This is a genomic window from Bombella pollinis, from assembly GCF_026385485.1.
GTDB classification, from domain to species: domain Bacteria; phylum Pseudomonadota; class Alphaproteobacteria; order Acetobacterales; family Acetobacteraceae; genus Bombella; species Bombella pollinis.
Map to the genome: position 1 here is coordinate 1 of NZ_JANIDX010000001.1, position 19,552 is coordinate 19,552.

At 51.9% G+C, this 19,552-nt stretch carries 30 protein-coding genes; 19 read left to right on the top strand and 11 right to left on the bottom strand.

From position 1 onward, the window contains the following. Positions 1 to 242 precede the first annotated feature (242 nt). On the top strand, positions 243 to 896 hold the full coding sequence (locus NQF89_RS00005; RefSeq protein WP_155572740.1) for a Gp138 family membrane-puncturing spike protein: 654 nt from the start codon (positions 243 to 245) through the stop codon (positions 894 to 896). 3 nt (positions 897 to 899) lie between these two features. On the opposite strand, the gene NQF89_RS00010 is transcribed toward NQF89_RS00005, so the two are convergent. From NQF89_RS00010 to NQF89_RS00025, 4 genes are all read right to left on the bottom strand, one after another. Continuing rightward, entirely contained in the window at positions 900 to 1,490 is a 591-nt protein-coding gene (locus tag NQF89_RS00010; protein ID WP_155572739.1) for a hypothetical protein, read from the bottom strand. A gap of 14 nt (positions 1,491 to 1,504) precedes the next feature. Then, on the bottom strand, positions 1,505 to 1,660 hold the full coding sequence (locus tag NQF89_RS00015; RefSeq protein WP_266137206.1) for a hypothetical protein: 156 nt from the start codon (positions 1,658 to 1,660) through the stop codon (positions 1,505 to 1,507). Between the two features lie 135 nt (positions 1,661 to 1,795). Next, the gene (locus NQF89_RS00020; protein WP_155572737.1) at positions 1,796 to 2,179 is read right to left on the bottom strand and encodes a hypothetical protein; all 384 of its coding nucleotides are present in this window, start codon (positions 2,177 to 2,179) and stop codon (positions 1,796 to 1,798) included. Between the two features lie 12 nt (positions 2,180 to 2,191). Next, positions 2,192 to 2,548 (bottom strand): hypothetical protein, encoded by a 357-nt coding sequence (locus NQF89_RS00025; protein WP_155579005.1) that lies wholly within the window; start codon positions 2,546 to 2,548, stop codon positions 2,192 to 2,194. 46 nt (positions 2,549 to 2,594) lie between these two features. Between NQF89_RS00025 and NQF89_RS00030 the strand changes: the two genes are divergently transcribed. The 15 genes from NQF89_RS00030 (at position 2,595) to NQF89_RS00100 (ending at position 10,596) form a co-directional block, all read left to right on the top strand. Beyond that, entirely contained in the window at positions 2,595 to 2,945 is a 351-nt protein-coding gene (locus tag NQF89_RS00030) for a hypothetical protein (protein WP_099027555.1), read from the top strand. Beyond that, a complete protein-coding gene (locus NQF89_RS00035; protein WP_155579004.1) occupies positions 2,932 to 4,161 on the top strand; it encodes a baseplate J/gp47 family protein in 1,230 nt (409 codons plus the stop codon). The genes NQF89_RS00030 and NQF89_RS00035 overlap by 14 nt, the downstream gene beginning before the upstream one ends. Beyond that, the gene (locus NQF89_RS00040; protein ID WP_266137207.1) at positions 4,158 to 4,847 is read left to right on the top strand and encodes a DUF2612 domain-containing protein; all 690 of its coding nucleotides are present in this window, start codon (positions 4,158 to 4,160) and stop codon (positions 4,845 to 4,847) included. The genes NQF89_RS00035 and NQF89_RS00040 overlap by 4 nt, the downstream gene beginning before the upstream one ends. Next, complete coding sequence (locus NQF89_RS00045) at positions 4,844 to 5,710, top strand: hypothetical protein (protein ID WP_266137208.1); 867 nt, start codon at positions 4,844 to 4,846, stop codon at positions 5,708 to 5,710. The genes NQF89_RS00040 and NQF89_RS00045 overlap by 4 nt, the downstream gene beginning before the upstream one ends. Beyond that, on the top strand, positions 5,707 to 6,129 hold the full coding sequence (locus NQF89_RS00050) for a hypothetical protein (protein WP_266137209.1): 423 nt from the start codon (positions 5,707 to 5,709) through the stop codon (positions 6,127 to 6,129). The genes NQF89_RS00045 and NQF89_RS00050 overlap by 4 nt, the downstream gene beginning before the upstream one ends. 12 nt (positions 6,130 to 6,141) lie before the next feature. After that, positions 6,142 to 6,375, top strand: coding sequence for a hypothetical protein (locus NQF89_RS00055; protein WP_155572731.1), 234 nt, complete (start codon positions 6,142 to 6,144; stop codon positions 6,373 to 6,375). Then, positions 6,375 to 6,629 carry a hypothetical protein gene (locus NQF89_RS00060; protein ID WP_266137210.1) on the top strand — a complete coding sequence of 85 codons (255 nt, stop codon included), beginning with the start codon at positions 6,375 to 6,377 and terminating at the stop codon, positions 6,627 to 6,629. The genes NQF89_RS00055 and NQF89_RS00060 overlap by 1 nt, the downstream gene beginning before the upstream one ends. 68 nt (positions 6,630 to 6,697) lie before the next feature. Then, positions 6,698 to 7,000, top strand: a complete 303-nt coding sequence (locus NQF89_RS00065; protein WP_099027549.1) for a hypothetical protein — start codon at positions 6,698 to 6,700, stop codon at positions 6,998 to 7,000. A gap of 3 nt (positions 7,001 to 7,003) precedes the next feature. Continuing rightward, positions 7,004 to 7,432 (top strand): structural protein P5, encoded by a 429-nt coding sequence (locus tag NQF89_RS00070; RefSeq protein WP_155578999.1) that lies wholly within the window; start codon positions 7,004 to 7,006, stop codon positions 7,430 to 7,432. Further along, positions 7,429 to 7,857, top strand: coding sequence for a phage fiber-tail adaptor protein (locus tag NQF89_RS00075; protein WP_266137211.1), 429 nt, complete (start codon positions 7,429 to 7,431; stop codon positions 7,855 to 7,857). The genes NQF89_RS00070 and NQF89_RS00075 overlap by 4 nt, the downstream gene beginning before the upstream one ends. Continuing rightward, complete coding sequence (locus NQF89_RS00080; RefSeq protein WP_266137212.1) at positions 7,854 to 8,870, top strand: tail fiber protein; 1,017 nt, start codon at positions 7,854 to 7,856, stop codon at positions 8,868 to 8,870. Before NQF89_RS00075 ends, NQF89_RS00080 begins: the two co-directional genes overlap by 4 nt. Further along, positions 8,867 to 9,475: a hypothetical protein gene (locus tag NQF89_RS00085; RefSeq protein WP_266137213.1), complete on the top strand. Its 609-nt coding sequence runs from the start codon at positions 8,867 to 8,869 to the stop codon at positions 9,473 to 9,475. The genes NQF89_RS00080 and NQF89_RS00085 overlap by 4 nt, the downstream gene beginning before the upstream one ends. Before the next feature lie 54 nt (positions 9,476 to 9,529). After that, on the top strand, positions 9,530 to 9,766 hold the full coding sequence (locus NQF89_RS00090; RefSeq protein ID WP_266137214.1) for a hypothetical protein: 237 nt from the start codon (positions 9,530 to 9,532) through the stop codon (positions 9,764 to 9,766). Between the two features lie 48 nt (positions 9,767 to 9,814). Then, positions 9,815 to 10,123, top strand: coding sequence for a hypothetical protein (locus tag NQF89_RS00095; RefSeq protein ID WP_266137215.1), 309 nt, complete (start codon positions 9,815 to 9,817; stop codon positions 10,121 to 10,123). 131 nt (positions 10,124 to 10,254) lie between these two features. Further along, entirely contained in the window at positions 10,255 to 10,596 is a 342-nt protein-coding gene (locus tag NQF89_RS00100; RefSeq protein ID WP_155572724.1) for a YnfA family protein, read from the top strand. Positions 10,597 to 10,608: 12 nt separating this feature from the next. Here the strand turns inward: NQF89_RS00100 and NQF89_RS00105 are convergent, their stop codons facing one another. From NQF89_RS00105 to NQF89_RS00125, 5 genes are all read right to left on the bottom strand, one after another. Further along, positions 10,609 to 11,226 (bottom strand): trimeric intracellular cation channel family protein, encoded by a 618-nt coding sequence (locus NQF89_RS00105; protein WP_266137216.1) that lies wholly within the window; start codon positions 11,224 to 11,226, stop codon positions 10,609 to 10,611. A gap of 36 nt (positions 11,227 to 11,262) precedes the next feature. Further along, complete coding sequence (locus tag NQF89_RS00110) at positions 11,263 to 11,703, bottom strand: hypothetical protein (RefSeq protein ID WP_266137217.1); 441 nt, start codon at positions 11,701 to 11,703, stop codon at positions 11,263 to 11,265. A gap of 63 nt (positions 11,704 to 11,766) precedes the next feature. Next, positions 11,767 to 12,153 (bottom strand): hypothetical protein, encoded by a 387-nt coding sequence (locus tag NQF89_RS00115; RefSeq protein ID WP_266137218.1) that lies wholly within the window; start codon positions 12,151 to 12,153, stop codon positions 11,767 to 11,769. 22 nt (positions 12,154 to 12,175) lie between these two features. After that, complete coding sequence (locus NQF89_RS00120) at positions 12,176 to 12,682, bottom strand: hypothetical protein (RefSeq protein ID WP_266137219.1); 507 nt, start codon at positions 12,680 to 12,682, stop codon at positions 12,176 to 12,178. Positions 12,683 to 12,742: 60 nt separating this feature from the next. Next, the gene (locus tag NQF89_RS00125; RefSeq protein WP_266137220.1) at positions 12,743 to 13,255 is read right to left on the bottom strand and encodes a GNAT family N-acetyltransferase; all 513 of its coding nucleotides are present in this window, start codon (positions 13,253 to 13,255) and stop codon (positions 12,743 to 12,745) included. Between the two features lie 253 nt (positions 13,256 to 13,508). Between NQF89_RS00125 and NQF89_RS00130 the strand changes: the two genes are divergently transcribed. Then, a complete protein-coding gene (locus NQF89_RS00130) occupies positions 13,509 to 13,808 on the top strand; it encodes a hypothetical protein (RefSeq protein ID WP_155578992.1) in 300 nt (99 codons plus the stop codon). Then, positions 13,805 to 15,685 carry a PepSY-associated TM helix domain-containing protein gene (locus NQF89_RS00135; protein WP_266137221.1) on the top strand — a complete coding sequence of 627 codons (1,881 nt, stop codon included), beginning with the start codon at positions 13,805 to 13,807 and terminating at the stop codon, positions 15,683 to 15,685. Before NQF89_RS00130 ends, NQF89_RS00135 begins: the two co-directional genes overlap by 4 nt. Here NQF89_RS00135 and NQF89_RS00140 read toward each other — a convergent pair. Continuing rightward, positions 15,621 to 16,748 carry an AI-2E family transporter gene (locus NQF89_RS00140; protein ID WP_266137222.1) on the bottom strand — a complete coding sequence of 376 codons (1,128 nt, stop codon included), beginning with the start codon at positions 16,746 to 16,748 and terminating at the stop codon, positions 15,621 to 15,623. The two genes, NQF89_RS00135 and NQF89_RS00140, sit on opposite strands and share 65 nt — an antisense overlap. A gap of 178 nt (positions 16,749 to 16,926) precedes the next feature. On the opposite strand from NQF89_RS00140, the gene NQF89_RS00145 reads away from it, so the two are divergent. Further along, positions 16,927 to 17,091 carry a hypothetical protein gene (locus NQF89_RS00145; RefSeq protein WP_155572716.1) on the top strand — a complete coding sequence of 55 codons (165 nt, stop codon included), beginning with the start codon at positions 16,927 to 16,929 and terminating at the stop codon, positions 17,089 to 17,091. Between the two features lie 59 nt (positions 17,092 to 17,150). Here NQF89_RS00145 and NQF89_RS00150 read toward each other — a convergent pair whose 3' ends face one another. Then, a complete protein-coding gene (locus NQF89_RS00150) occupies positions 17,151 to 19,538 on the bottom strand; it encodes a mechanosensitive ion channel family protein (RefSeq protein WP_155572715.1) in 2,388 nt (795 codons plus the stop codon). Positions 19,539 to 19,552 lie beyond the last annotated feature (14 nt).

Sequence of the window (19,552 nt, forward strand, 5' to 3'; positions counted from 1 at the left end):
TAAACCCATCCGCTGCAACGCATATTGCTGCTGCGCCGCAACCATCTTCAACCCCTCCTCTATAGGCGGTATCCCATCAGCACAAACACCCAAACCAGACACCAAAATAAACGCCGCAAAACTCAAAATCCCCGCAACAAATCCCCGCATCACAACCCCCAATAATCACAAAGTCAAAACCACCCTATCAACAAATAAACCATATTGTCACCTTAACACATCGCCAGAATATGGAGCCTACTATGCCTCTCCCCACCAACACCCCTTATCTTCGCCCTACGACGGGGAAAAATAACATTAAAGGCGCGCTAGATAGCCTTATTGCCAGCCACATTAGCCAAATTGGACCTTCTATGTTGGTTCAAGTCGTGGATGTCTCGGCAGAACCAGCCTCTATCACCGGCAAAGTCACCGTCCGCCCCATGGTCCAACAACAAGACGCCCTATCACGCCCTTTAGCGCATGATATCATCCATAATGTGCCCTACCTACGCATCCAAGGTGGCACATCGGCCCTCATCATCGACCCCAAACCGGGCGATATTGGCTTCATCATCATATCCGGGCGCGACCACACCCATGCCGTAACAACCCGTCAGCCATCCCCACCTGCCTCATTCCGGCAATTTGCTCTACAGGATTGCGTTTATGTGGGTGGCTTTCTCAATAACGGGCCAAATCAATTCATTCAGGCCACAGAGCAAGGCTGGCGCATCGTAACGCCAGGGACAGTCTCTATCGAGGCCCAAGGCGAGGTCACTATCAATGCTGCAAAATTATCAGCAAATTGCGATATCGTAACAAATGGTGACGTAAAAGCCGGCAGCATATCCCTTACACAACACACCCATAACGGGGTACAACCCGGCTCCGGCGATACCGGTCCCCCCCGATAATTATCATTGAGGGAAAGGCATATGCCCATGCTGTGCAGTCTCGCGCATATTCTGCACAAACTCAGCTCCTTGAGCAAACTCAACCTGCTTTTGCCCACCACTCCACACCATCGTCACAGCATGACTTTGCGCCAATGCCGCGAACAGGGCCTTCCCTTCTGCCTCACTAACATAACAGCCCCATTGCGTGCCTCGGTTAATAATGCCGGTATAATGGAAGCTCTTTACCTCCAGACCGTTCGAAAAACGTACAGATAAAGCCGGGTCCTTAACCTCTTGACCTTTCAGCACGAACATCAAAAACACATCTCCGCCACGGCGTGGAGAAAAGGACAACATTACATCATCCTCAGCCAGCAAAGCCGTCAGAGTATGTTCCAACTCCAACATCTGCCACTTCCCCACCTGAGCAAGACGCTGCCCCTCCTGCGCAGACACACCAATAGCCGCTATGCCATTGGTCGTTACATGCCCATCTTGCCCCACCTCAAGAGGGGCCTGCGCATGGGCGATCCCCCCTGCTATGCAACACCCTACCCCTAGCATCCCCATTCTCACAGCTAAGCGTTTTAGCTTTAAGGCCCCTCGTACCATCTCCGCCCTCCTCTTTACTGCGTCACATCCTCAGCTTCATCGCTAGAGACCTCATCAATCACCTCATAATGCCGCTCCCGCGCAGCTGGCCGCTCCTCGGGATGCAATTCCTTAATCACTTCATGGGTAGGTTTGAGCGGTACATTCTTGCTATCTGACTTATCAGCCATATTCCTATCTCCTTACTGTATATCAAGGTGCCCCCTCAGCTGGCCCCTTCCCAAAAGGAGATCAAGCCGCAACCTACCATAATCCTGCAAGACTGCTTTGCAGTAAGCCCAACCCTTCCCACGAAAAGGAAAAACTTACCGTAGATTTTCCCGCTCACAAATACCGGAGTTCTCTAGATAAACCACCACACGTTGGTCACTTTGGACAAACGCCTCAGAGGCCCCTTTCGCATCCGCTGCAAGCTGACGAACATATTGCGCACATTGCGAACGCGGACGATGAACCACAGCCCATAGGCCATCCTTTGCCGTCCTTTCCGACAACCCCAAACGGCGCAGATTTTGCTCATCAAACTGCAAGCCCTGCTCACTATGCCCACGATGATGAGCAGCAACAGCATTATCATGCAGTGCCTGAGACAACGACTCTGTAGGCTCAGGCTGATGGCTCAACATATCCGCGTGCGCCTCTCCAAACATCATAAGAGCCGCAACACACATAAACGCACGATAAGTCATACACAAAGTTCCTTATTGAGGAGGCACCGCCGGCAAGGCAGGAGCATAAGCCGGATGCTCTCCAGTAACAGCGTTATCACTCTCTAAGTCTGGTTTGTAGCAATATTTTGTAACATTCCCCCCACCATCATCATAGTAGATAAACATATGAATAACAGCATCATAGCAAGGCCCACGCCTTTTATTGATGAGAACATCATACGCGTTATCAGCAATCCTTTTTTCCGAATACGCAGCATGTAGAAACTCATAAGCCCGCTGAGGGTCCACCATAAAGGTTCCATCACTCCCACGGACAAAACGCTCCTCTGCTCGCGCCACGCCAAACAACGCCAACCCCGCCATCACGACCACCAATAAACGCATCATAAGCCCTCCTTCACCTTTCCTCACCTGCTACCTCACAGGACGCCCCATGAAAACCCTCTCCCTTACCTCTGATTGGGACTTATCGCTTGATAGCACCGGCAATCTCGTTGTGCTGTCTGATAAAACTGCCATTTTGCAAGATGTCTGCTCTGCCGCCCGCACATGGCTGGGGGAGGTGCTGTACGACACCGGGCAAGGCATCCCCTACGATACAGACATCCTCAATTCAGAGGTGGACATCTCCTTCTACGCCTCCGAGGTCGAGGATGCCGCGCTCTCCGTCCCCGGCGTTGCCGCTGCGACCTGCCACCTCGCCAATCCCACAAAAGAACGCCAATTACGCGGCGTTATCCTCGTAACCTTCACTGATGGAAGCACGGATTATGCCCAATTCTGACTTCATAACGAACGTCCCTGCTCCCACCCTCACCGATGCAGGCTTCACCGCTCCTTCTGAGCAAGACATCCTCACCGGCGTGCTAGCGGACATGAACACCGCCCTCGGTGGCGGGGCTAATACGGCCCTCTCCACCCCTCAAGGGCAAATTGCCATTTCAGAAACCGCTATTCTTGGCGATTTTCTATCGGCCATGCTCGCCGTCTTTAATGGCGTGGACCCCGCCTCAGCCTCCGGGCGAATGCAAGATGCTATCGGGCGCATTTATTTTATGGAACGCCGCCCCGCCACCGCGACCACTGTTACCGTGCAAGCCACGGTGAACGCTCCCGGTCAGGTCATCAAAGCGGGCACGATTGTAGCCCAAAGCTCAGTGGATAATACGCTCTATGCCGCCCCGCAGGATATTACCCTCCCCAACACCAACACTGCTAATTTAGAGCTTTCATGCCAAACAGCAGGGGCCATTACATGCCCCGCCAATAGCTTAACGCTCTATCAAGCAGGGCTGGGGATTGCAGCCCTCTCTAACGCCGCCCCCGGTGCTACGGGAGCCGATGCCGAAAACCGCACGGACTTCGAGGCGCGGCGTCAAGCGAGTGTAGCGGCCAACAGCATCGGTCAGAACGCCTCTCTCATGGGCGCATTGCTTGCACTCCCGGGCGTAACAGATGCCTTTGTGACGGATAACCCCTCCCAAACGGACATGACGCAACAGGGCGTGACCATCCCAGCAGGGGCGCAATATATCCTTGTTGAGGGCGGCAACCCGACAGATATCGGACGGGCCATCCTCAATAAAAAGCCCCCCGGCATTGCAACTGTTGGCACGCATATCGTCACCGTTCAGGATACCAACCCGGTTTATGCGGGGAACCAGCCGTCTTACTCCTTCCATTATGACCGCCCCACCCCGGTGGCTGTCTATGTAACTATGGAGATTGCGGCGTCTGACACGGTGCCGAACAACGCAGCACAGCTTATTCAGCAAGCCATCATGAGCTATCTCACAACGGGGACAACACGCATTCGCATCGGCAAAACGCTCTACGCCTCACGCCTCTCAGCAGTTGTGGATGGGTTAGGTGACTGGGCAGAGGTGCTAACACTCTCTATCGGCACGGATGCCAATGCGGGCCAGAACAGGCTCACCCTACCGATTAACCAGCTCCCCACCGTCACAGCCGATACAATCAGCGTGCAGGTGGTGACATGATCGACATACGCGAGACCATCTTAGCGCAATATGCCAACAGCCCCGCCCTCACCGGCATTATTGGTTACTTCAATGCGGCCATAGACCCACAGAGCCTCATTGAAACCTTCCAACAACGCGTCTGGAACCCCCTTACCGCCACGGGATGGGGGCTAGATGTATGGGGCCGCATTGTTGGAGCCCAGCGCGTCCAGAAGGTCAGTCAACCGCAATTCATCGGCTTTGATGAAGCTGATGACGGCACCAATTCAGCGCGCCCTTTTGAAGATGGCGTCTTTTATACCGGCAAGAGCATCACCGAGAATTACGCCCTCACTGATGAGGCCTTCCGGCGGCTTATCTTCGCCAAGGCGGCAGCCAATATCTCCAACGGCTCCATCGCGCAAAGCAATGTCATCCTCATGCGGCTTTTCGGTGGGGGTGATAAGGTCATTTACCTCTCCGAGGGTACTCTCGCCGATGACTATCTCGGCTTTACAGAGGCGCGCGGCCCTACCAAAGGCCCGCAAACCTTCGAAAACGGCATCTTTTTCGGCAACAGCTCCTTGGGGTCTGCCAATGGTACGATGACCATTTGCCACAACTGGGACCTCTCCCCCCTTGATGTCACCCTCATTCAGCAAAGCGGTGCCCTCCCCCGCCCCGCCGGTGTCCACATCCTTTATCAGCGAGTTTACATTCCATGAAACAGACCGATATCCGGCCCCTCTTCGCCACCCCGTGGGCAGAGCAGGCCGATAGCTCCACCATTGCGACCATTCCGCAATCAGCAACCGCCATTGGCCGAGCAAGCATGGCTCTGGGCTTCCCCAAAGCGACCATGACCCCCATCGCCGCCGGTGGCGTACCGCCTTATGGCGAGGACATGAATGGCATCCTCAATATGCTCTCACGCGCGGCCCGCACAGCAGAACTAGGGATACTGCACCCTTTCTCTGCCGATTATGCCACCGCTATTAATGGCTATCCTGTAGGTGCAACCATCGCACACCCTACCATCGCAGGGCGTTTTCTCATCTGCACGGCAGACAATAACACCAACGACCCCAGCCAGAGCATGAATGGCTGGCTAGACCCGCTAGGAAATTACGCCACAGCCGCCGCCCTTCAACAGGAAACACAACGGGCGCAGGCAGCAGAGGCGGGGTTGCTACCGCTTGCTGGCGGCACCATCACCGGGCCGATTAACCGCGCAGGCGGCGGGGTTTTGCCAGAGGTGATTGGGCCGAACTTAACGGGCCGTGTGGTGATTCAGGCGTTCACAGCCACGGGGCAAACGGCATGGGGCGATGATCGCGAGGCGTGGGTTTCGTTCCCGGCCTCCTTCACACCGGGCACTGTCCCTGTAATTTCAATCGCAATTACCCGCGAAACGGGTGGGGGTTACGTCTCCCGCTTCGCTCCGATAGGCGTTTATCTCAACACCTCTACCCCACATATCAATAATACTGGATTTTATTTTCAACCCGCCTACGTCAAAGGCGGGGAGGTTAATACCTCTGGCGGGCAGTGGACAGTGCAGGTTATCGCAATAGGAGTAATGCAATGAGCAATTATCAGAATCTTTATCCGGCGCGTTATTACGCCAGCTACGACCACTCAGCCAGCCAGCCGACCCCTGTTACGGGCTGGTTTGACATGGGATTTTACAACTCCCTAGACGGATTCCCACCAGCCTCAGAGCTGCTCCCTCTCACACCAGAACAGTGGAAGAACCGATTGCCGTGCGGGCAGGCGGTAAAAGATGGCACAATCGTTCCTTACACTCCACCTCCCCCATCACTCAAAGCCCAAGCGACCTCCGCTCTGCAAGCCGCACGCCAGATTGTTTATAACAATTACGGCATCATTGGTGAGCCTACGCCTGATAACTGGGTCGCCTACATAAAAGCCTTAATGGCTATTGTGAACGGCACCGACACCACCAGCAAAACCCTCCCCACAGCCCCTAGCGAACCAACAGCATAACAAGGAACCCCCATGAATCTCTACGCTGCCTGTAGCTTCCTGCTGGCGGTGCTGGGCTTTTTGGGCGGGTTGATTTGGTACGCTAACCGGGCGGGGCGTAATAGCGCGCGCGTGGATACAAGCCAGCGCACCACGGCCAACGCCAATGCGGCCACGCAGGCCGCACACGCCATGCTCAATGCCCGCACCAATGGCATCCGCACCGATAATCAGCTACTCGATACGCTGGATAAAGGAGCCTTCTAATGCCCAAGCGTGATTATGCCCCCGCTCTGGCAGTAGCAGCCCTCATCGCAGCGGTATTGTGCGCTCTGTTAGGCGGATGCGCAGCCCAACCCACATTGCGCCCGCTTTGCCCGCCCCTTGTGGCCTACACACCCCAAGAACAAGCCGCTCTAGCGCGCGAGCTACGCACTCATCCCGACCTCGCAGAAGTGCCGCTCTTTCTCACCGATTACGCAAATGAGCGCAAAGAGCTACGCGCGGCTTGCCCTCCATAAACACACCACCCTGCCAGACGATACAGACCGCCCCTTCAAGGGCGGTTTTTTTATAGCATGAGGATAAAATGACCGACCAACTCCCCACGGCCCCGCCCTATGCGCCGCTTAATGAGCGCGTGGCAGCGTTAGAGGCCGTACAGGCACGCCATGATGACGACATCACAAAGCTTAGCGACAAAATCGACAATCTCGCCCGTGAACAACGCGCAGGGATTGAGGCATTAAGCAACCAGATTGCCGCCACTATCTCCACACGCTCCCGCCTCATTACCGCCGCCATCACAGGCAGCGCGGCCTTTGGCGGTGGCGTAGCAGTGGGGCTGTATCAGCTTATTCATACGCTCAACCCTCATCTTTTCGGAGGGTAAAGCATGGGCCAGACCGACAGCCGCCCCCGCGGCATCCGCAATAACAACCCCGGCAATCTCAACTTTGCCCACCAACCCGGCGCGGTGCTAGAGCCGGGGCCTAACGCACGCTTTGCACGCTTCCCCACGCCAGAGGCGGGGCTTGAGGCCCTGCGTGACCAGCTTGCCCGCTACATCCTACGCGACCATATCGACACCGTAACGGGCATCATCAGCAAGTGGGCCCCCCCGACCGAGAATGACACCTCATCTTACATTGAGGGCGTGTCTCACAGCCTCGGCGTGGAGCCTGATGAGACGCTCGGACAACCCACGCCCCGCTTACTCTCTGGCCTCATGAACGCCATTATCCGCTTCGAAAACGGCCAGAACCCCTATGGTGGCTTGGTGCTTCAAGTGGCGTCAGACATGCAGAAGGACGTTATGACATGATGCCATGTTCGGCGCGCTCCCTTTACCCTTCTAACGAAGCCACCATCCAAACTTTCCCCAGCAAGAACCGGGGCGATGCGTTGGATTACAGCCTCTATCTTAGCCCGTTCTGCTGCGATCCGGGCGAGACTGTCATCCGCCTTACGGTGGATGTGCCACAAAATACGGGTCTGACGCTGCTATGGTCCGCCCTCTCAAGCACACTCGCCACCATCGGGCTGCAAGGGGGAACCCCCGGCACACAGAGCATCACCATGACGCTCGAGACCAGCACAGGCCGCCGTTATGTCCGCACCTTACGCATCACCGTGTTGGATGATGCCGGGTCGGTCGATGCTGTGCAGGCCAGCCTTCCTCCGCCTGACCATGCGGCCATCCAGCCCGATAACCTCACCCTCCCTGATGGAAGGATTCTCACCCTATGACGAGCATGACCGTCAGCAATGAAGGCGGGCGCGTCCGCGTGCCGGACCTGCCAACCTTGAGCGCACCTCAGGCCGGGGACCGCGTGCTTGGCCTCCAAGGCAGCGTGGTCGGGCTGTTCCCCGCTAGTTCTCTGGGCGGGGGCAACATAACAGCTCCAGACCTCTCCGCTTACGCCAAAAAGAGCGACCTCCCCGATAGATCCGGCCTTGTTACATCCCAACAGCTCGCCCAACATATAACGCAGGCGATTGAGGGGATTCAGCTTCCCTCCATTGAGGGATTAGCTAAACAAGCCGACTTAACCACCGAGGCAACCGCACGCCATGCCGCTGATGCTGCTCTTGAGCAACGCATCAATCAGGTGAGTGCCACTATCCCGGCTCCCCCGGACCTTTCAGGCTACGCAAAGCAAACCGACCTCACAACCGAGACCACCGCGCGGGAGCAGGCAGATACCGCCCTGACCCAGCGCATGAGCAGCGTGGAGCAGAAACTTGCTACACCTCCTGCGCCCTCCACTGGTGGTCTTGCTGCGGGGGTTATCGCCTATTTTGCTGGCACAAGCCCGCCGGAGAACTGGCGCGTGCGTGATGGCTCATCCTTTCCGATGGATGTCTATCCCGAGCTTGCTAAAATCTACCCAAGCGGCTTCCTCCCCAATGATTGCGGGCTCTTCATCCGCGGGTACGACCCTAGCGGTTATAACGACCCAGACGGCCCAACGCGCGGCTTTGCCTCTTATCAGGAAGGCTCCGCCGCCGCTGGCACCTCCACCATTGGGGGCCGGGTGGGCATCCCGGTATTCTTCTCCGGCGACTTCCAAGCAGCCGGGTTAGAGCAACCAGCCGCTGGCCATTACCCCAGCAAACCGGGTGTCTCTAACCCTTTCCAAAGCAGCTTCTTCGATATTCACACCCCCGCCCCAGATAACGCATGGGCGCAGGTGGCTGTGACACGGCCTAAAAACCGCAATTACTTACCCATCATCTATGCAGGATTACCCGTTAAATGACAGACGATACCAACAAGCCCCAACCACGCGCTAGCTTCGGTGATGACGGCTTCACCGTAAATAGCGGCTATATTACACTCTATGCCTTCGACCCTTATACCGGCGTCTATAAAGGCTCATGGGAAGGCTGGGTGCAAATCTACTCCACCGAGCCCGCTGGCAGCACACGCTTTGCTCCCCCTACAGCGAATGACGGCCAAGTCGCTGTGTTCGATAACGTCAATAAGAAATGGAATGTGCTGGAGAGCCATATCGGCCAGACCGTATGGCGCAAGGCCGATGCGAATGCCTTCCAAATCTCCAAGCCGGGGCCGCTGCCAGCGGATGTTGTCACAGTCGCTCCACCAGCCCTTTACGGCCATTGGGATGACAGCACGCAACAATGGATTGTCGATAAAGCCGCCGTTGCTAATGCACTCAAGCAGCAAGCTTTATCCGTACTAAGCGTCGCACGGATGCAGATTTACAATAATTACGGCATCTTCAATGAGGATACACCTGATGATTGTGTCGCTTACATCCGCGCTCTAACGGCCATCGCCAAGGGTAAGGATACGACCAGCACAGCCTTACCAGAGGCCCCAGCTGACCTTAACCCATCCTGACCATAAAAAGGGCCGCTCCATATAGGGGCGGCCTTTTCATCATTGGAGGATTGTGTGGATTTCTCATCCATCCTCTCTGCTCTGCCCAATAGCGTGCAGGGCTATGCGGCGTTGCTCATCATCGCATGCGCCGCACTTTCTACCATCATCCGCCCACCCGCTGCGGGGTCGCGTTGGACGGTCCCCTACCGGCTGATGAACATCCTTGCCTTCAACATAGGCTGGGCGGCTAACCACCTACCCAACAATCGGGCCAAGAGCGGCAATGCACGGGATTCCCTGCCGCATTGACTGAACCCTCACCAACCATCTCTCACTAAAATTGAACAGGAGCCTATCATGGCCGACACAACCCCCTCCCTCTCCGCCCTTATCGCCGCTGGTGAGAGCGTGTTCACCGCAGCAACAGGCAAAAGCTCCGCGAATGTGGATAAAGTCACAGCGGGAATCTCCTCCGTCGCAGACGGCTTGCTCCCGACTGTAGAAAGTAAGGTCAAATTCGACCTCGGTAAGGTCATCGCAGGCACAACCGCTATCCTCACCGGCACGGCCCTAGTGCTAGCCGGCCTGAAAAAACTCCCAGAAGCCACGGCGTCCACCGTCTCCAACCCCACAACAGTGCCTAGCTCCAACAACGTCCCCCGCTAAATAGCTCCCACCTCCGCACTGGGCAAACACCGTAGCGTCCAGTGCGGGCTTCCACGTCCATGATAGCAATCTTTTTACAAAGAAGGTATCTACATAATAAACCTCCTCATCCTATTGGTTATGTCTCTTTTATGCCTCTCCTGTTCAGCTCTATATTGCTCTATAGCCTCACAGCCTGTGCTGAAATCGCTGGATGTTTTTCATTTTGGGCATGGATTAAACTTCATAAAAACCCCCTATGGCTCATTCCCGGCAGCCTCTCCTTGAGTCTCTTTGCTTTTCTACTAACATTGAGCCCTTCCGACCATGCTGGACGTGCTTACGCACTTTATGGCGGAATCTATATTGTTATAAGCCTAGTTTGGAGCTGGCTCATAGAGCATACAATACCCGACATATGGGATATCGCCGGTGCAAGCCTCTGTCTAAGCGGTGCTACTATTATCTTATGCGCCCCCCATAACCACACCTAGGCGCAATCTCCTCTAAGACCGATATGTAAAGCGAGGTAATGTCCAATTATATCGAATAGATAATAACCGAAATGTAATACCAAATATCATAGCTATAATAAGTTCAATATTTTTATTATCTATATAATGAGAGCATAACAAAAAGACAATAGCCGTACTTACCGACACCGTCCCATATAATTCAGAACGAAACAAAAGCGGGACATCGTTACATAATATATCCCGCAAAACACCCCCCATACATCCCGTAATCATACCAGATATAACTACACATATAAGCGACAAATGCCCTACTATTGCTATCTGGCACCCAATTACTGTAAAAACAACCAATCCAATCGCATCGAGAAATAAAAATAACTTACGCAATTTATGCATATGTCGTGCAACAACAATAGTCGCTAAAGCTGCAAAACCTGTTATTAAAGAATAACTTGGATGCCGCACCCATGACAATGGATAATGATTTAGCAATACATCCCGAATAGACCCACCCCCTAAGGCCGTTACCCAGCCCAAAAGAAAAACGCCCACAAGGTCCATCTCTAATTTTCCAGCCAAAAGGGCAGCGGTCATAGCTTCGGCAATTATCGCGATGATATATAATATAGTGTACAGATCAAACGTCACGCTGCTGCCTTCATGCTACGTTTAGGTCTCTATATCTCAACGCGTAATCAAGCGGTCATAATTTGCAAAAAGAACATGGGCATCATCTTCACCAAAAGGCATATTCTTCTTCACACATAGAAGAAACCGATTCATAAACCGCATAGATGCCAACGTATCATTGGCAGAATTACCATTAAACTGCACCATCAAACGGTTAAAATCAGCATCTACAGAATAATAACGCTCCGATGAGAAACGGTCACATAGCTCATGGAACTCCCTTTCCATGGAACTAACCATCTGTTTATAAAATTGATGCGATGCCTCAATCTCACAATAAAATGCCTCGTGCCGTGGGGTTACTTTAGGGTTCCCCTTCGGAAAAGGCGTCAAATCCTGTGAAAAAAGCTCATGTTTGGAGAGACGGCCAATCTTTTTACCAAGTTGGCGGACCTCATCCTCATAACCGAGCAAACTATATACTGAATCCGTCATAACACCCCTCCCGCAAACATATTATGCTGCCCATACCATAATTCGGTACTAACACGCATAAGATTATTCCCCCTTACGAGGATGATTTAATGCCCAACAACGCGATGTTACCACGGTTTGATCCGTCTCAACATTCGGCATCGTCAACGCACATATAGCATGAAGACGCGCCTCCATAGGGCCTTCTTTTCGCGCTAAAACCACTATCTCCTCTCCACCTGCTTCATGGGCGGATATAATCGTGTAATGCTGATCCAACAAAGCCTCTAACGATACATCAATAGGCTGAAAATAAGTTGGAATGGCCAAAGGACTATACGGAGCCTTCACACCCGATTCCGGGAATGAAAGTGCGCCCGCCACCGCGATACTCCCCATATAAAAAAAACTTATCGCCCCAACTACCAGCCCTTCCAAAAAGCCCGATCGCCCTTTTAGCCACATCCTCATCTAGCCACACCTTCCTTTGTCTTCAGAACCCTGCTGCAATGGCATGAATCTGCATCGTTCCCGTAAAATAACGGTTCGCTGGGAGGGGTGTTACGGCCTGACCGTCTTGCAGTTTCACCACCCCTTTTACGCGTGTAAAAATAGAGACCGTATGATTATTCGCTACACGGTTTAATGACGCCGAGACAGTATAACTCATCGTACCATTATCATACCCACCATGCGGGCCGGGACGTAAACGAACTTGCATCCGATATTGTCCCAAGCGGTAAGCATTATGCCCAATTTCAACCGTCTTCTGGACTTGCCCACGGCGGATATTCGGCCCTAGATTCGTTTTTAGCACATCGGTAGGGGCTTGGTCCTTCCCCACCACCAAAGTTGTTGGAGCCAGCTGCGCTTGCACCTCATAAACACGGTCCAAATCTTCAGCCCATGCAGGCGTTGCAAGAGCCATACCCCCAACTAATAAAGCCATCATGGACCATGCACGGCTCCACATTACCCCATCCCTCTTACAACCCAACATGGTGTTTCTCCTCATATTTTCATTCTGATACAAGAACAAAAAACTGCTATTATAGCAAGTTCATTTTGGCAAAGGACATCCCTCAAATGTGACTTGCATGAAGGTCAAATCCAACCACCGCCCGAACTTACACCCTACTTGAGGGCACTCCCCCACTTTTTGGAAGCCTAATTGCTCATGTAGGCGTAATGACCCTACATTCCCCGATTCAATACCCGCAATCATAACGTGATACCCTCGCTCACGCGCAGCCCCCATCAAAGCGTGCATAAGAGCCTTCCCGACCCCCTTACGTTGTGCAGCTTTATGCACATAGACGGAATGTTCTACCGTATATTTATAGCCATCCCACGCACGCCACGGCCCAAAAGTGGCATAACCATTCACCACGCCATCATCATCCACACTCACCAAGACTGGCAAATCCGCTTCATCATGAGCCTTTAACCATGCTGCCCTATTCGCTACATCCACAACGCGATCGTTCCATATCGCTGTCGTTGTCCTCACAGCGTGATTATAAATCTCCGTAATAATGGGAAGATCATCCTCTATGGCGTGACGAATATCCATTATGCCCTCCACTCCCCTCTAAAACTGTCTCAGTTTATGCTGCTTTTACCTATGAGGGTAGAACATATCTTATGACCTCTCATAGAAACTTGATAAATCCCTTCGCACCCTCACAAGAAGGATATGATTATCAGAACAATTTATATCCTGCATTAATAATACAGGTTTGACGCCTTGCACTGATTCCCCATAAAATCCCCTCACAGATAACCATGGTCTTGCATAACAAAAACATAATACGGGGAGAAAGAGAGTGCCATTCATTGATACGACTTTCAGCCTCTTTGCAGGTGGCTTAGGTCTCGGCAGTTTCTCCGCTATTCTATTATGGCTTCAACTCCCCGGTCAGACGCCTCAAATATCTTACCTCAACCCCACGTTAGCCAAGGGTTTGCTGGGCGTAACGGCCCTGCTTGCATGGAACCTTTGGGCCTATATTTTCGGCCCGATTGGTGCATTCTTCTGCCTCGGTGGCCTGACTATGGCCCTCTTATGCCTACTCCCCATTTGCTGGGCTATTCTTGACACCTATCGCTCATCGCTCTCCTCATGACGACGCCTAACACTCCTTTATGGCGGCGTATCACCATCGGGATAGCATGTTGCACCTTCATCATAGGAGGGAGCATCCCTATAGCAACATGGTTGAACATCCCTCATCATTATGGTGTCACTGGTAGCTCCCTATTTCTCCTCAGCAGCTGCTTTATCGCCCTTATGGGCCTTACAGCCCTCATTGGCACTGGGGTAGGGCGTAATATCCATCGTATCGCGCGCCGTTATCAAACACTCCATAGATGGATTGGCATTACCACAGGCAGCCTCTTAGCAATGGGGTTCCTTGCTGGAGCTCTTACATTATTTGCAGCCCCATTACAGCAATGGAGCATAGCCCGCCTACCTCCTCCCTCACCTCTTGAAACATCTCTCTTACCTCTTGATAAGACGACATTAGATACATTAGGGGTGCACACCCCCTTACAATATCGCATCACATTAACCAGCCCTACCACAGCGCAGCTAAGCCTCCCCCTTGCACCAGAACTCCCCTTAGCTTTACCAGCTGCTCAGATTCTTATACATCAAATCTCCCCTCACACTTCCTCCCTTTATTATCTTGCCCCTACACCAGCCCCTAGCTTTATTGGTGGGTTACATCGCCGCATGGGGCTCCCGCTACCAGAGCCTTGGGCGATGCCCATTATAGGGATTATATGCCTCTTTTATGGGCTGGCACTGCTATCAGGCGTCATTTTACTACTACCCGGCATGTGGCGTAACCTTATGACCGTACGCTTACACGGGCGCGCAAGACGGCGTTGGCTGGACTTACATAGCTTACTCGGCCTTTGCTCCATGCCATTTCACCTTATCATCGCTTTGACAACGGCCCTCTTTGCCTTCTTCCCACTCTTTTGCAGTATCTCTGACACTCATATCGTTTCGGAATCAAAACAAAATACCCACTCCCTCATCTCACCGGAGAGCGTTCTAACGCAGCTCCATACTCTTGCCCCTCATTTTCAACCTTACCGCTTAGACTATATTCTCTCCCCTATCACCGCCGATACATTAGCTGCACGTGTCATGCTCCATGCCCCGCTCTATAGCCCTAACCCTCTCTCATCTAAGCCTCTACAAACTTATCCTTTCTTATTTGTACAGGGTATAGATACTTACAACCCAATGATTGGTCGGGATCGTGCCTCCATCACACTGAACCCTTATACGGGGAGCGTTTTGGAGGAGACGAACTTATCCTCCCACCAAAGCCTTGCACGACGTTTGCTCACATGGTGCCTTGCTTTACATTTTGGAAGTTTCGGGGGCGAGTTTGTTCGATGGCTCTATATTATATTAGCTCTCTGCGGTGTGGGGTTCTTCCATACGGCCAATCAGCTATGGCTTAATACACATCGCAAAACCATAAAGAAAAAAAGCAGCCGACTTGAATCATCAACGACATTATGGCTTGACCGCATAACAGAGGGAAGCCTCATGGGGTGTTTACTTGGCTTATGTGGGGTTATCGCCCTTAGCCCCCTGACCACTCACCTCATCCCCCTTGGGAATATTACAAAAATGGCCAGCTTACCCTCTATAGCCCAAACATCTATGATGCGGCTTTATCAGCATATCACACTATTTTATTATACTTGTTTTGCTCTAAGTATTCTAAGTTGTGCTACTTTCCCACGCTATATCTACCGCGTTCTTATACTCATCTTATCAGCTAGCTTCCTGACCACAGCCCTTACCATCGTAACGCTACGCCACACGGCCATGCAAAACACAGCAACATGCAGTCTAACGCTAGCCCTCGCCCTAGCGACCATAAGCCTCTGGGCGAGTGCAGGCTTTATCCTTACAAAGAGGATGTCTTTTCTGCCTCATCTTTCGGTGAAAGACCCACCCACTCCTGAAGCATAAATTCAACAAGATAAAGCAGGGTCGGACCAACAAAGACACCAGCAAAGCCTAATGTAGCAATACCACCAAAGGCCCCAAACATAATAGTGATGACCGAAATCCTCACATAACGACGAATGACCAAAGCTTGTAAAAAATTGTCATTCGCTACGGCAATCAACGCAAAGACCAATAAAATCAGCGCGTGAGACAAAGGAGCTGTAAAATAAAGCCAAATCGTACTAGCAAATAATACCCACGCACCACCAAATTGTAAGACGCATGATATAAACATCACCGCCGCAATAACGCTACCCATCGGCATACCAGCCAGCATAAGGCCAAGCCAACCAAAAAGAGATTCCACAATGGCGGTTAAGGTTACCCCTAACGCAACACCACGCATTGTGATTTCTGCACGTTTTAGAAAATGACGACCCGCCTCTCCTGCCAAGCGCACGCTGATACGCTCTAGCACATCAATCAACTTTTCTGCATGGAGGAGGATAATCACCATAGCGATCAATGTCAGGCCAAACTCCACCAAAAGAGACCCAAAACTTCCCGCCGAAGAAAGGACCATGCTTATCAGCGTCTCAGGAGGAGGGATAATCTGCTTCAGCAAACTTGGCAGACTATTTTCACGCAGATGGTCCCACAGAGGTACAATATGACTTCCCAGATGCGGGATATGGCCCACCCACGCGGGAACCGCTGGTAACTGCCATGACGGTAATATAGAAATTAAGTGCGAAACATCCTTAACATGTTGCGCAAAAATGAGAGCGATTAGCGCAACGGGCATAAAAAAGACAATCAAGGCGGCTAAGGCTGTGCAAAATACAGCGGCAACACGACTACCAAATAACAGCTTGTGCAATTTTAGCACAAAAGGCCAGAACGTCACCGAGATAGTAATGGCCCCTAATATAGGCAGTAAGAAAGGCTTGAGCACCCATAAAGCCGCCAACAGCAACGTCCCCACCGTAAGGGCCGTCAAAACGGGCTTCAGCTGCCCCTCTGCTTGCTGACCTTGGAAGTTGGCCTCTGGCTGCGTAAAAAAAGACTTTAACCGCGTTATCATACCCTGTCCTTAACCGTGTGCTCCATTATACCATCCCACTATTTCTTTACCAGAGCTTTACTTTTCTTCTTAACAAAGCGTGACCTAGCGTTATAAAACCTGCTAAATGTTCCCAGGGCAGCCAACAGTGCTGTGTGGTTGCTATCATCGCCAGTTTATATGGAAGGAACAAACCGTTATGGCACAAAACGATGTAAACCCCGTTCGTAACATGACACGCGAAGACCTCATCTTTGCTCTTGTACAAGATGTTGTACGGATTGAGGGACCTAACACACAAATCGACCGGGCTTACCTAACAAAGCTCGTTTCCGAAATTGCACGCTCTGTTGACGGCAAATAAGCCTAGAACGGCTCTATAAAGCCGGAGCCCTTTTATAAGGCTCCGGCTTTTATAAGCTTTTACGAAGGCAGAATAAGAGAAATACCCTCACTGTTAAAGCGGTTCATCAAAGCCCCCATCACCGCTGTCGTTACCGCGTCACTACTCGTACCGCGAGCTATATAAACAGACAGTGTAGCTCCGATTGTCTCCCCTGCACTAGGATCAAGCAACGTTTGCGGGGCAGGGTCACGCAGAATGTTCGGTTGCTCATTAGCCACCTGCATGAAAATCTCCTGTATTTTATCCAGACTAACATTAGACGGCACAGCAACAACGAGCTTCACCTTCACAGGGTTTTGCCCAGCACTCCAATTTTGCACGTTGGAGGTAATAAATTGAGAGTTCGGCATAATCACTGTGGTCCCATCGCTCAGGCGGATATCCGTTGCCCGAACGTTCACACGCTGAATAACACCTGTAGTCCCACTAATGCTAATTTTATCGCCCGCTTGTGCAGGCCGCTCAGCTAGCAAAATCAACCCAGAGATAAAGTCCTTCACGATGGATTGTAGGCCAAAACCCACACCGACCGATAACGCACTCACCACCCATGTTAGATTCTGAACAGAAATCCCCATCATGGATAACAACTTCAACCCTGCCACAATCCATAATGTATATGTCATGATGCTTAGAATAGATGTCCGCGCACCATTATCTAATGACGTTACGGGAAACAGGCGATTATTTAACCATTGTTGGAGAAACTTAATGCCATAAAATACGCCTATTATCAGCAGGGCGGCATTTACCAACATCCGTGGTGAAAAAGAAATCCCAAAAAAGATGTCTCCCGCAAAAATCTGTTGCAAACCGTCCCATGCACCACCAAAAGAGGCCCCATTTCTCCCCTGCAATAAGGCTACAAAAACCATCACCAACCCCAGACCAACAAGGGCCGTGCTGATAACCTCCACCTGTGCAAGACGGCGTGCGCTTAGGCCAAGCTCATTCCAAATACGCCCTAAATGACTTTGAGCCGAAAACACAAATTGCGCACAATCCCGCCATGCCTGCATGAGCAACATAACAATACCAGCAGCATAAAGCAGGGTCAGCACCCAGTCATTCAACAAAAAGGCAAAAGGAATATAACCACTTAATACAGCTAGGCCCGTTACTAATAGTAACAATGCTGAAACACCATGAAGCGGCAAATATTGGATTAACATTGCACCAATATCCTGAGCCATTCCCCCACCTAGCTCACTTATATCCTCACCGGCATGTTGCTGACGATTTTTCTCCACACGGCAAGGCACATAAAGAAAAATCGCTGATGAAAGAGCCAAAACGCCGCCCAATATGGCATCCAACCCCGGCCCAAGGCTTTTATTCAGCTCGGCTGTTCGTAACGCCCCACAAAAGAGAACCCCTGTGCCTAATAATAAGCTGCAAAGAGGGCAAATCTTCCCGCGGAGTGAGCGTTTTAACGAAACGCCAGCTCCCATCACAAACCCAAACACCGGTAAAGATCGTGTTAAATACTGCCCCGATAAAAGAGGCATCCCATCCTCACTAAACGCAATGAACCCCCACCCTTGCCAAAGAAGCTCCGCCAAAAAGGCGCATAAAATACCGAGCACCACACTCCCTACGGCGCGTTGCGTGCGAATAGCAGCAACCCACCGCATCCGGGCCAATGTGGTATTCAGCATTTTACCTGTTAACCAGCGCACAGCCTCTGCAAAAACAGAAACAAGCCCTATAACCCCTAAAGCCCCAAGGACGATATTTAACTCATCCCGCGTAAGACCTTTAAAGGCGGCGTACCCCTCGGCCCCGATTGTTTGCCAAAAACCTAGACTTAATGGTGTTTCCACATGACGAACGAGCGCACCTTGCTGCACACGGCGGCGCAAACCATCTAGCTGGCCTTCCAACTGGCGCGTCTGCAAATCACACACTCGCATCCGCACTTGCAAAGACGCAATGCCTAATGATGTCTTCCGTGCTGCCCCGCGCTGACGCGTAATCGTTGCATCCTCACCATCTTCAGCCTTGGTGCCGAGCACCTGCAACAAAGATGTGATAGAACCCTCATAAAATTGAATCTGGGCTAAGCCATCCGTAACATGTTGCCGCACAACCTTAACTTGCGCGCTATAAGCATCCAGAGCATTCCCACTAAGAGGGGTTTTTGCACGAGACAACTCCTCCCCAATGCTCCGCAATGTTGCTTGGTCTTGCTCTAGCTGGAGCCGCAAAGCACTTGCAACATTATTCCACCCAAAATCTCCTTCAGGTGTACCAATAACTAAAGGCGAGGCGGTATTGGCAACGGCTTTATCGGCGTCCGCTGCTCCAATGGAGGAAGCTGCCTGTGCAGGAACAACCAGCACAAGAATAAGCCCACATAACGCCCATAACCGAGCTATAACAAGCGGGAGGGGAGAACGATTCATAAAATCACTTGCCA

Bases quoted from the DNA above. Each gene is read 5' to 3' on its own strand.
- NQF89_RS00125 (WP_266137220.1), bottom strand. From the start codon at position 13,255: ATGGATATTCGTCACGCCATAGAGGATGATCTTCCCATTATTACGGAG.
- NQF89_RS00050 (WP_266137209.1), top strand. From the start codon at position 5,707: ATGAGCAATTATCAGAATCTTTATCCGGCGCGTTATTACGCCAGCTAC.
- NQF89_RS00040 (WP_266137207.1), top strand. From the start codon at position 4,158: ATGATCGACATACGCGAGACCATCTTAGCGCAATATGCCAACAGCCCC.
- NQF89_RS00030 (WP_099027555.1), top strand. From the start codon at position 2,595: ATGAAAACCCTCTCCCTTACCTCTGATTGGGACTTATCGCTTGATAGC.
- NQF89_RS00060 (WP_266137210.1), top strand. From the start codon at position 6,375: ATGCCCAAGCGTGATTATGCCCCCGCTCTGGCAGTAGCAGCCCTCATC.
- NQF89_RS00020 (WP_155572737.1), bottom strand. From the start codon at position 2,179: ATGACTTATCGTGCGTTTATGTGTGTTGCGGCTCTTATGATGTTTGGA.
- NQF89_RS00010 (WP_155572739.1), bottom strand. From the start codon at position 1,490: ATGGTACGAGGGGCCTTAAAGCTAAAACGCTTAGCTGTGAGAATGGGG.
- NQF89_RS00095 (WP_266137215.1), top strand. From the start codon at position 9,815: ATGGCCGACACAACCCCCTCCCTCTCCGCCCTTATCGCCGCTGGTGAG.
- NQF89_RS00150 (WP_155572715.1), bottom strand. From the start codon at position 19,538: ATGAATCGTTCTCCCCTCCCGCTTGTTATAGCTCGGTTATGGGCGTTA.
- NQF89_RS00055 (WP_155572731.1), top strand. From the start codon at position 6,142: ATGAATCTCTACGCTGCCTGTAGCTTCCTGCTGGCGGTGCTGGGCTTT.
- NQF89_RS00075 (WP_266137211.1), top strand. From the start codon at position 7,429: ATGATGCCATGTTCGGCGCGCTCCCTTTACCCTTCTAACGAAGCCACC.
- NQF89_RS00025 (WP_155579005.1), bottom strand. From the start codon at position 2,548: ATGATGCGTTTATTGGTGGTCGTGATGGCGGGGTTGGCGTTGTTTGGC.
- NQF89_RS00145 (WP_155572716.1), top strand. From the start codon at position 16,927: ATGGCACAAAACGATGTAAACCCCGTTCGTAACATGACACGCGAAGAC.
- NQF89_RS00140 (WP_266137222.1), bottom strand. From the start codon at position 16,748: ATGATAACGCGGTTAAAGTCTTTTTTTACGCAGCCAGAGGCCAACTTC.
- NQF89_RS00110 (WP_266137217.1), bottom strand. From the start codon at position 11,703: ATGACGGATTCAGTATATAGTTTGCTCGGTTATGAGGATGAGGTCCGC.
- NQF89_RS00080 (WP_266137212.1), top strand. From the start codon at position 7,854: ATGACGAGCATGACCGTCAGCAATGAAGGCGGGCGCGTCCGCGTGCCG.
- NQF89_RS00135 (WP_266137221.1), top strand. From the start codon at position 13,805: ATGACGACGCCTAACACTCCTTTATGGCGGCGTATCACCATCGGGATA.
- NQF89_RS00015 (WP_266137206.1), bottom strand. From the start codon at position 1,660: ATGGCTGATAAGTCAGATAGCAAGAATGTACCGCTCAAACCTACCCAT.
- NQF89_RS00120 (WP_266137219.1), bottom strand. From the start codon at position 12,682: ATGTTGGGTTGTAAGAGGGATGGGGTAATGTGGAGCCGTGCATGGTCC.
- NQF89_RS00045 (WP_266137208.1), top strand. From the start codon at position 4,844: ATGAAACAGACCGATATCCGGCCCCTCTTCGCCACCCCGTGGGCAGAG.
- NQF89_RS00115 (WP_266137218.1), bottom strand. From the start codon at position 12,153: ATGAGGATGTGGCTAAAAGGGCGATCGGGCTTTTTGGAAGGGCTGGTA.
- NQF89_RS00070 (WP_155578999.1), top strand. From the start codon at position 7,004: ATGGGCCAGACCGACAGCCGCCCCCGCGGCATCCGCAATAACAACCCC.
- NQF89_RS00085 (WP_266137213.1), top strand. From the start codon at position 8,867: ATGACAGACGATACCAACAAGCCCCAACCACGCGCTAGCTTCGGTGAT.
- NQF89_RS00035 (WP_155579004.1), top strand. From the start codon at position 2,932: ATGCCCAATTCTGACTTCATAACGAACGTCCCTGCTCCCACCCTCACC.
- NQF89_RS00065 (WP_099027549.1), top strand. From the start codon at position 6,698: ATGACCGACCAACTCCCCACGGCCCCGCCCTATGCGCCGCTTAATGAG.
- NQF89_RS00100 (WP_155572724.1), top strand. From the start codon at position 10,255: ATGCCTCTCCTGTTCAGCTCTATATTGCTCTATAGCCTCACAGCCTGT.
- NQF89_RS00005 (WP_155572740.1), top strand. From the start codon at position 243: ATGCCTCTCCCCACCAACACCCCTTATCTTCGCCCTACGACGGGGAAA.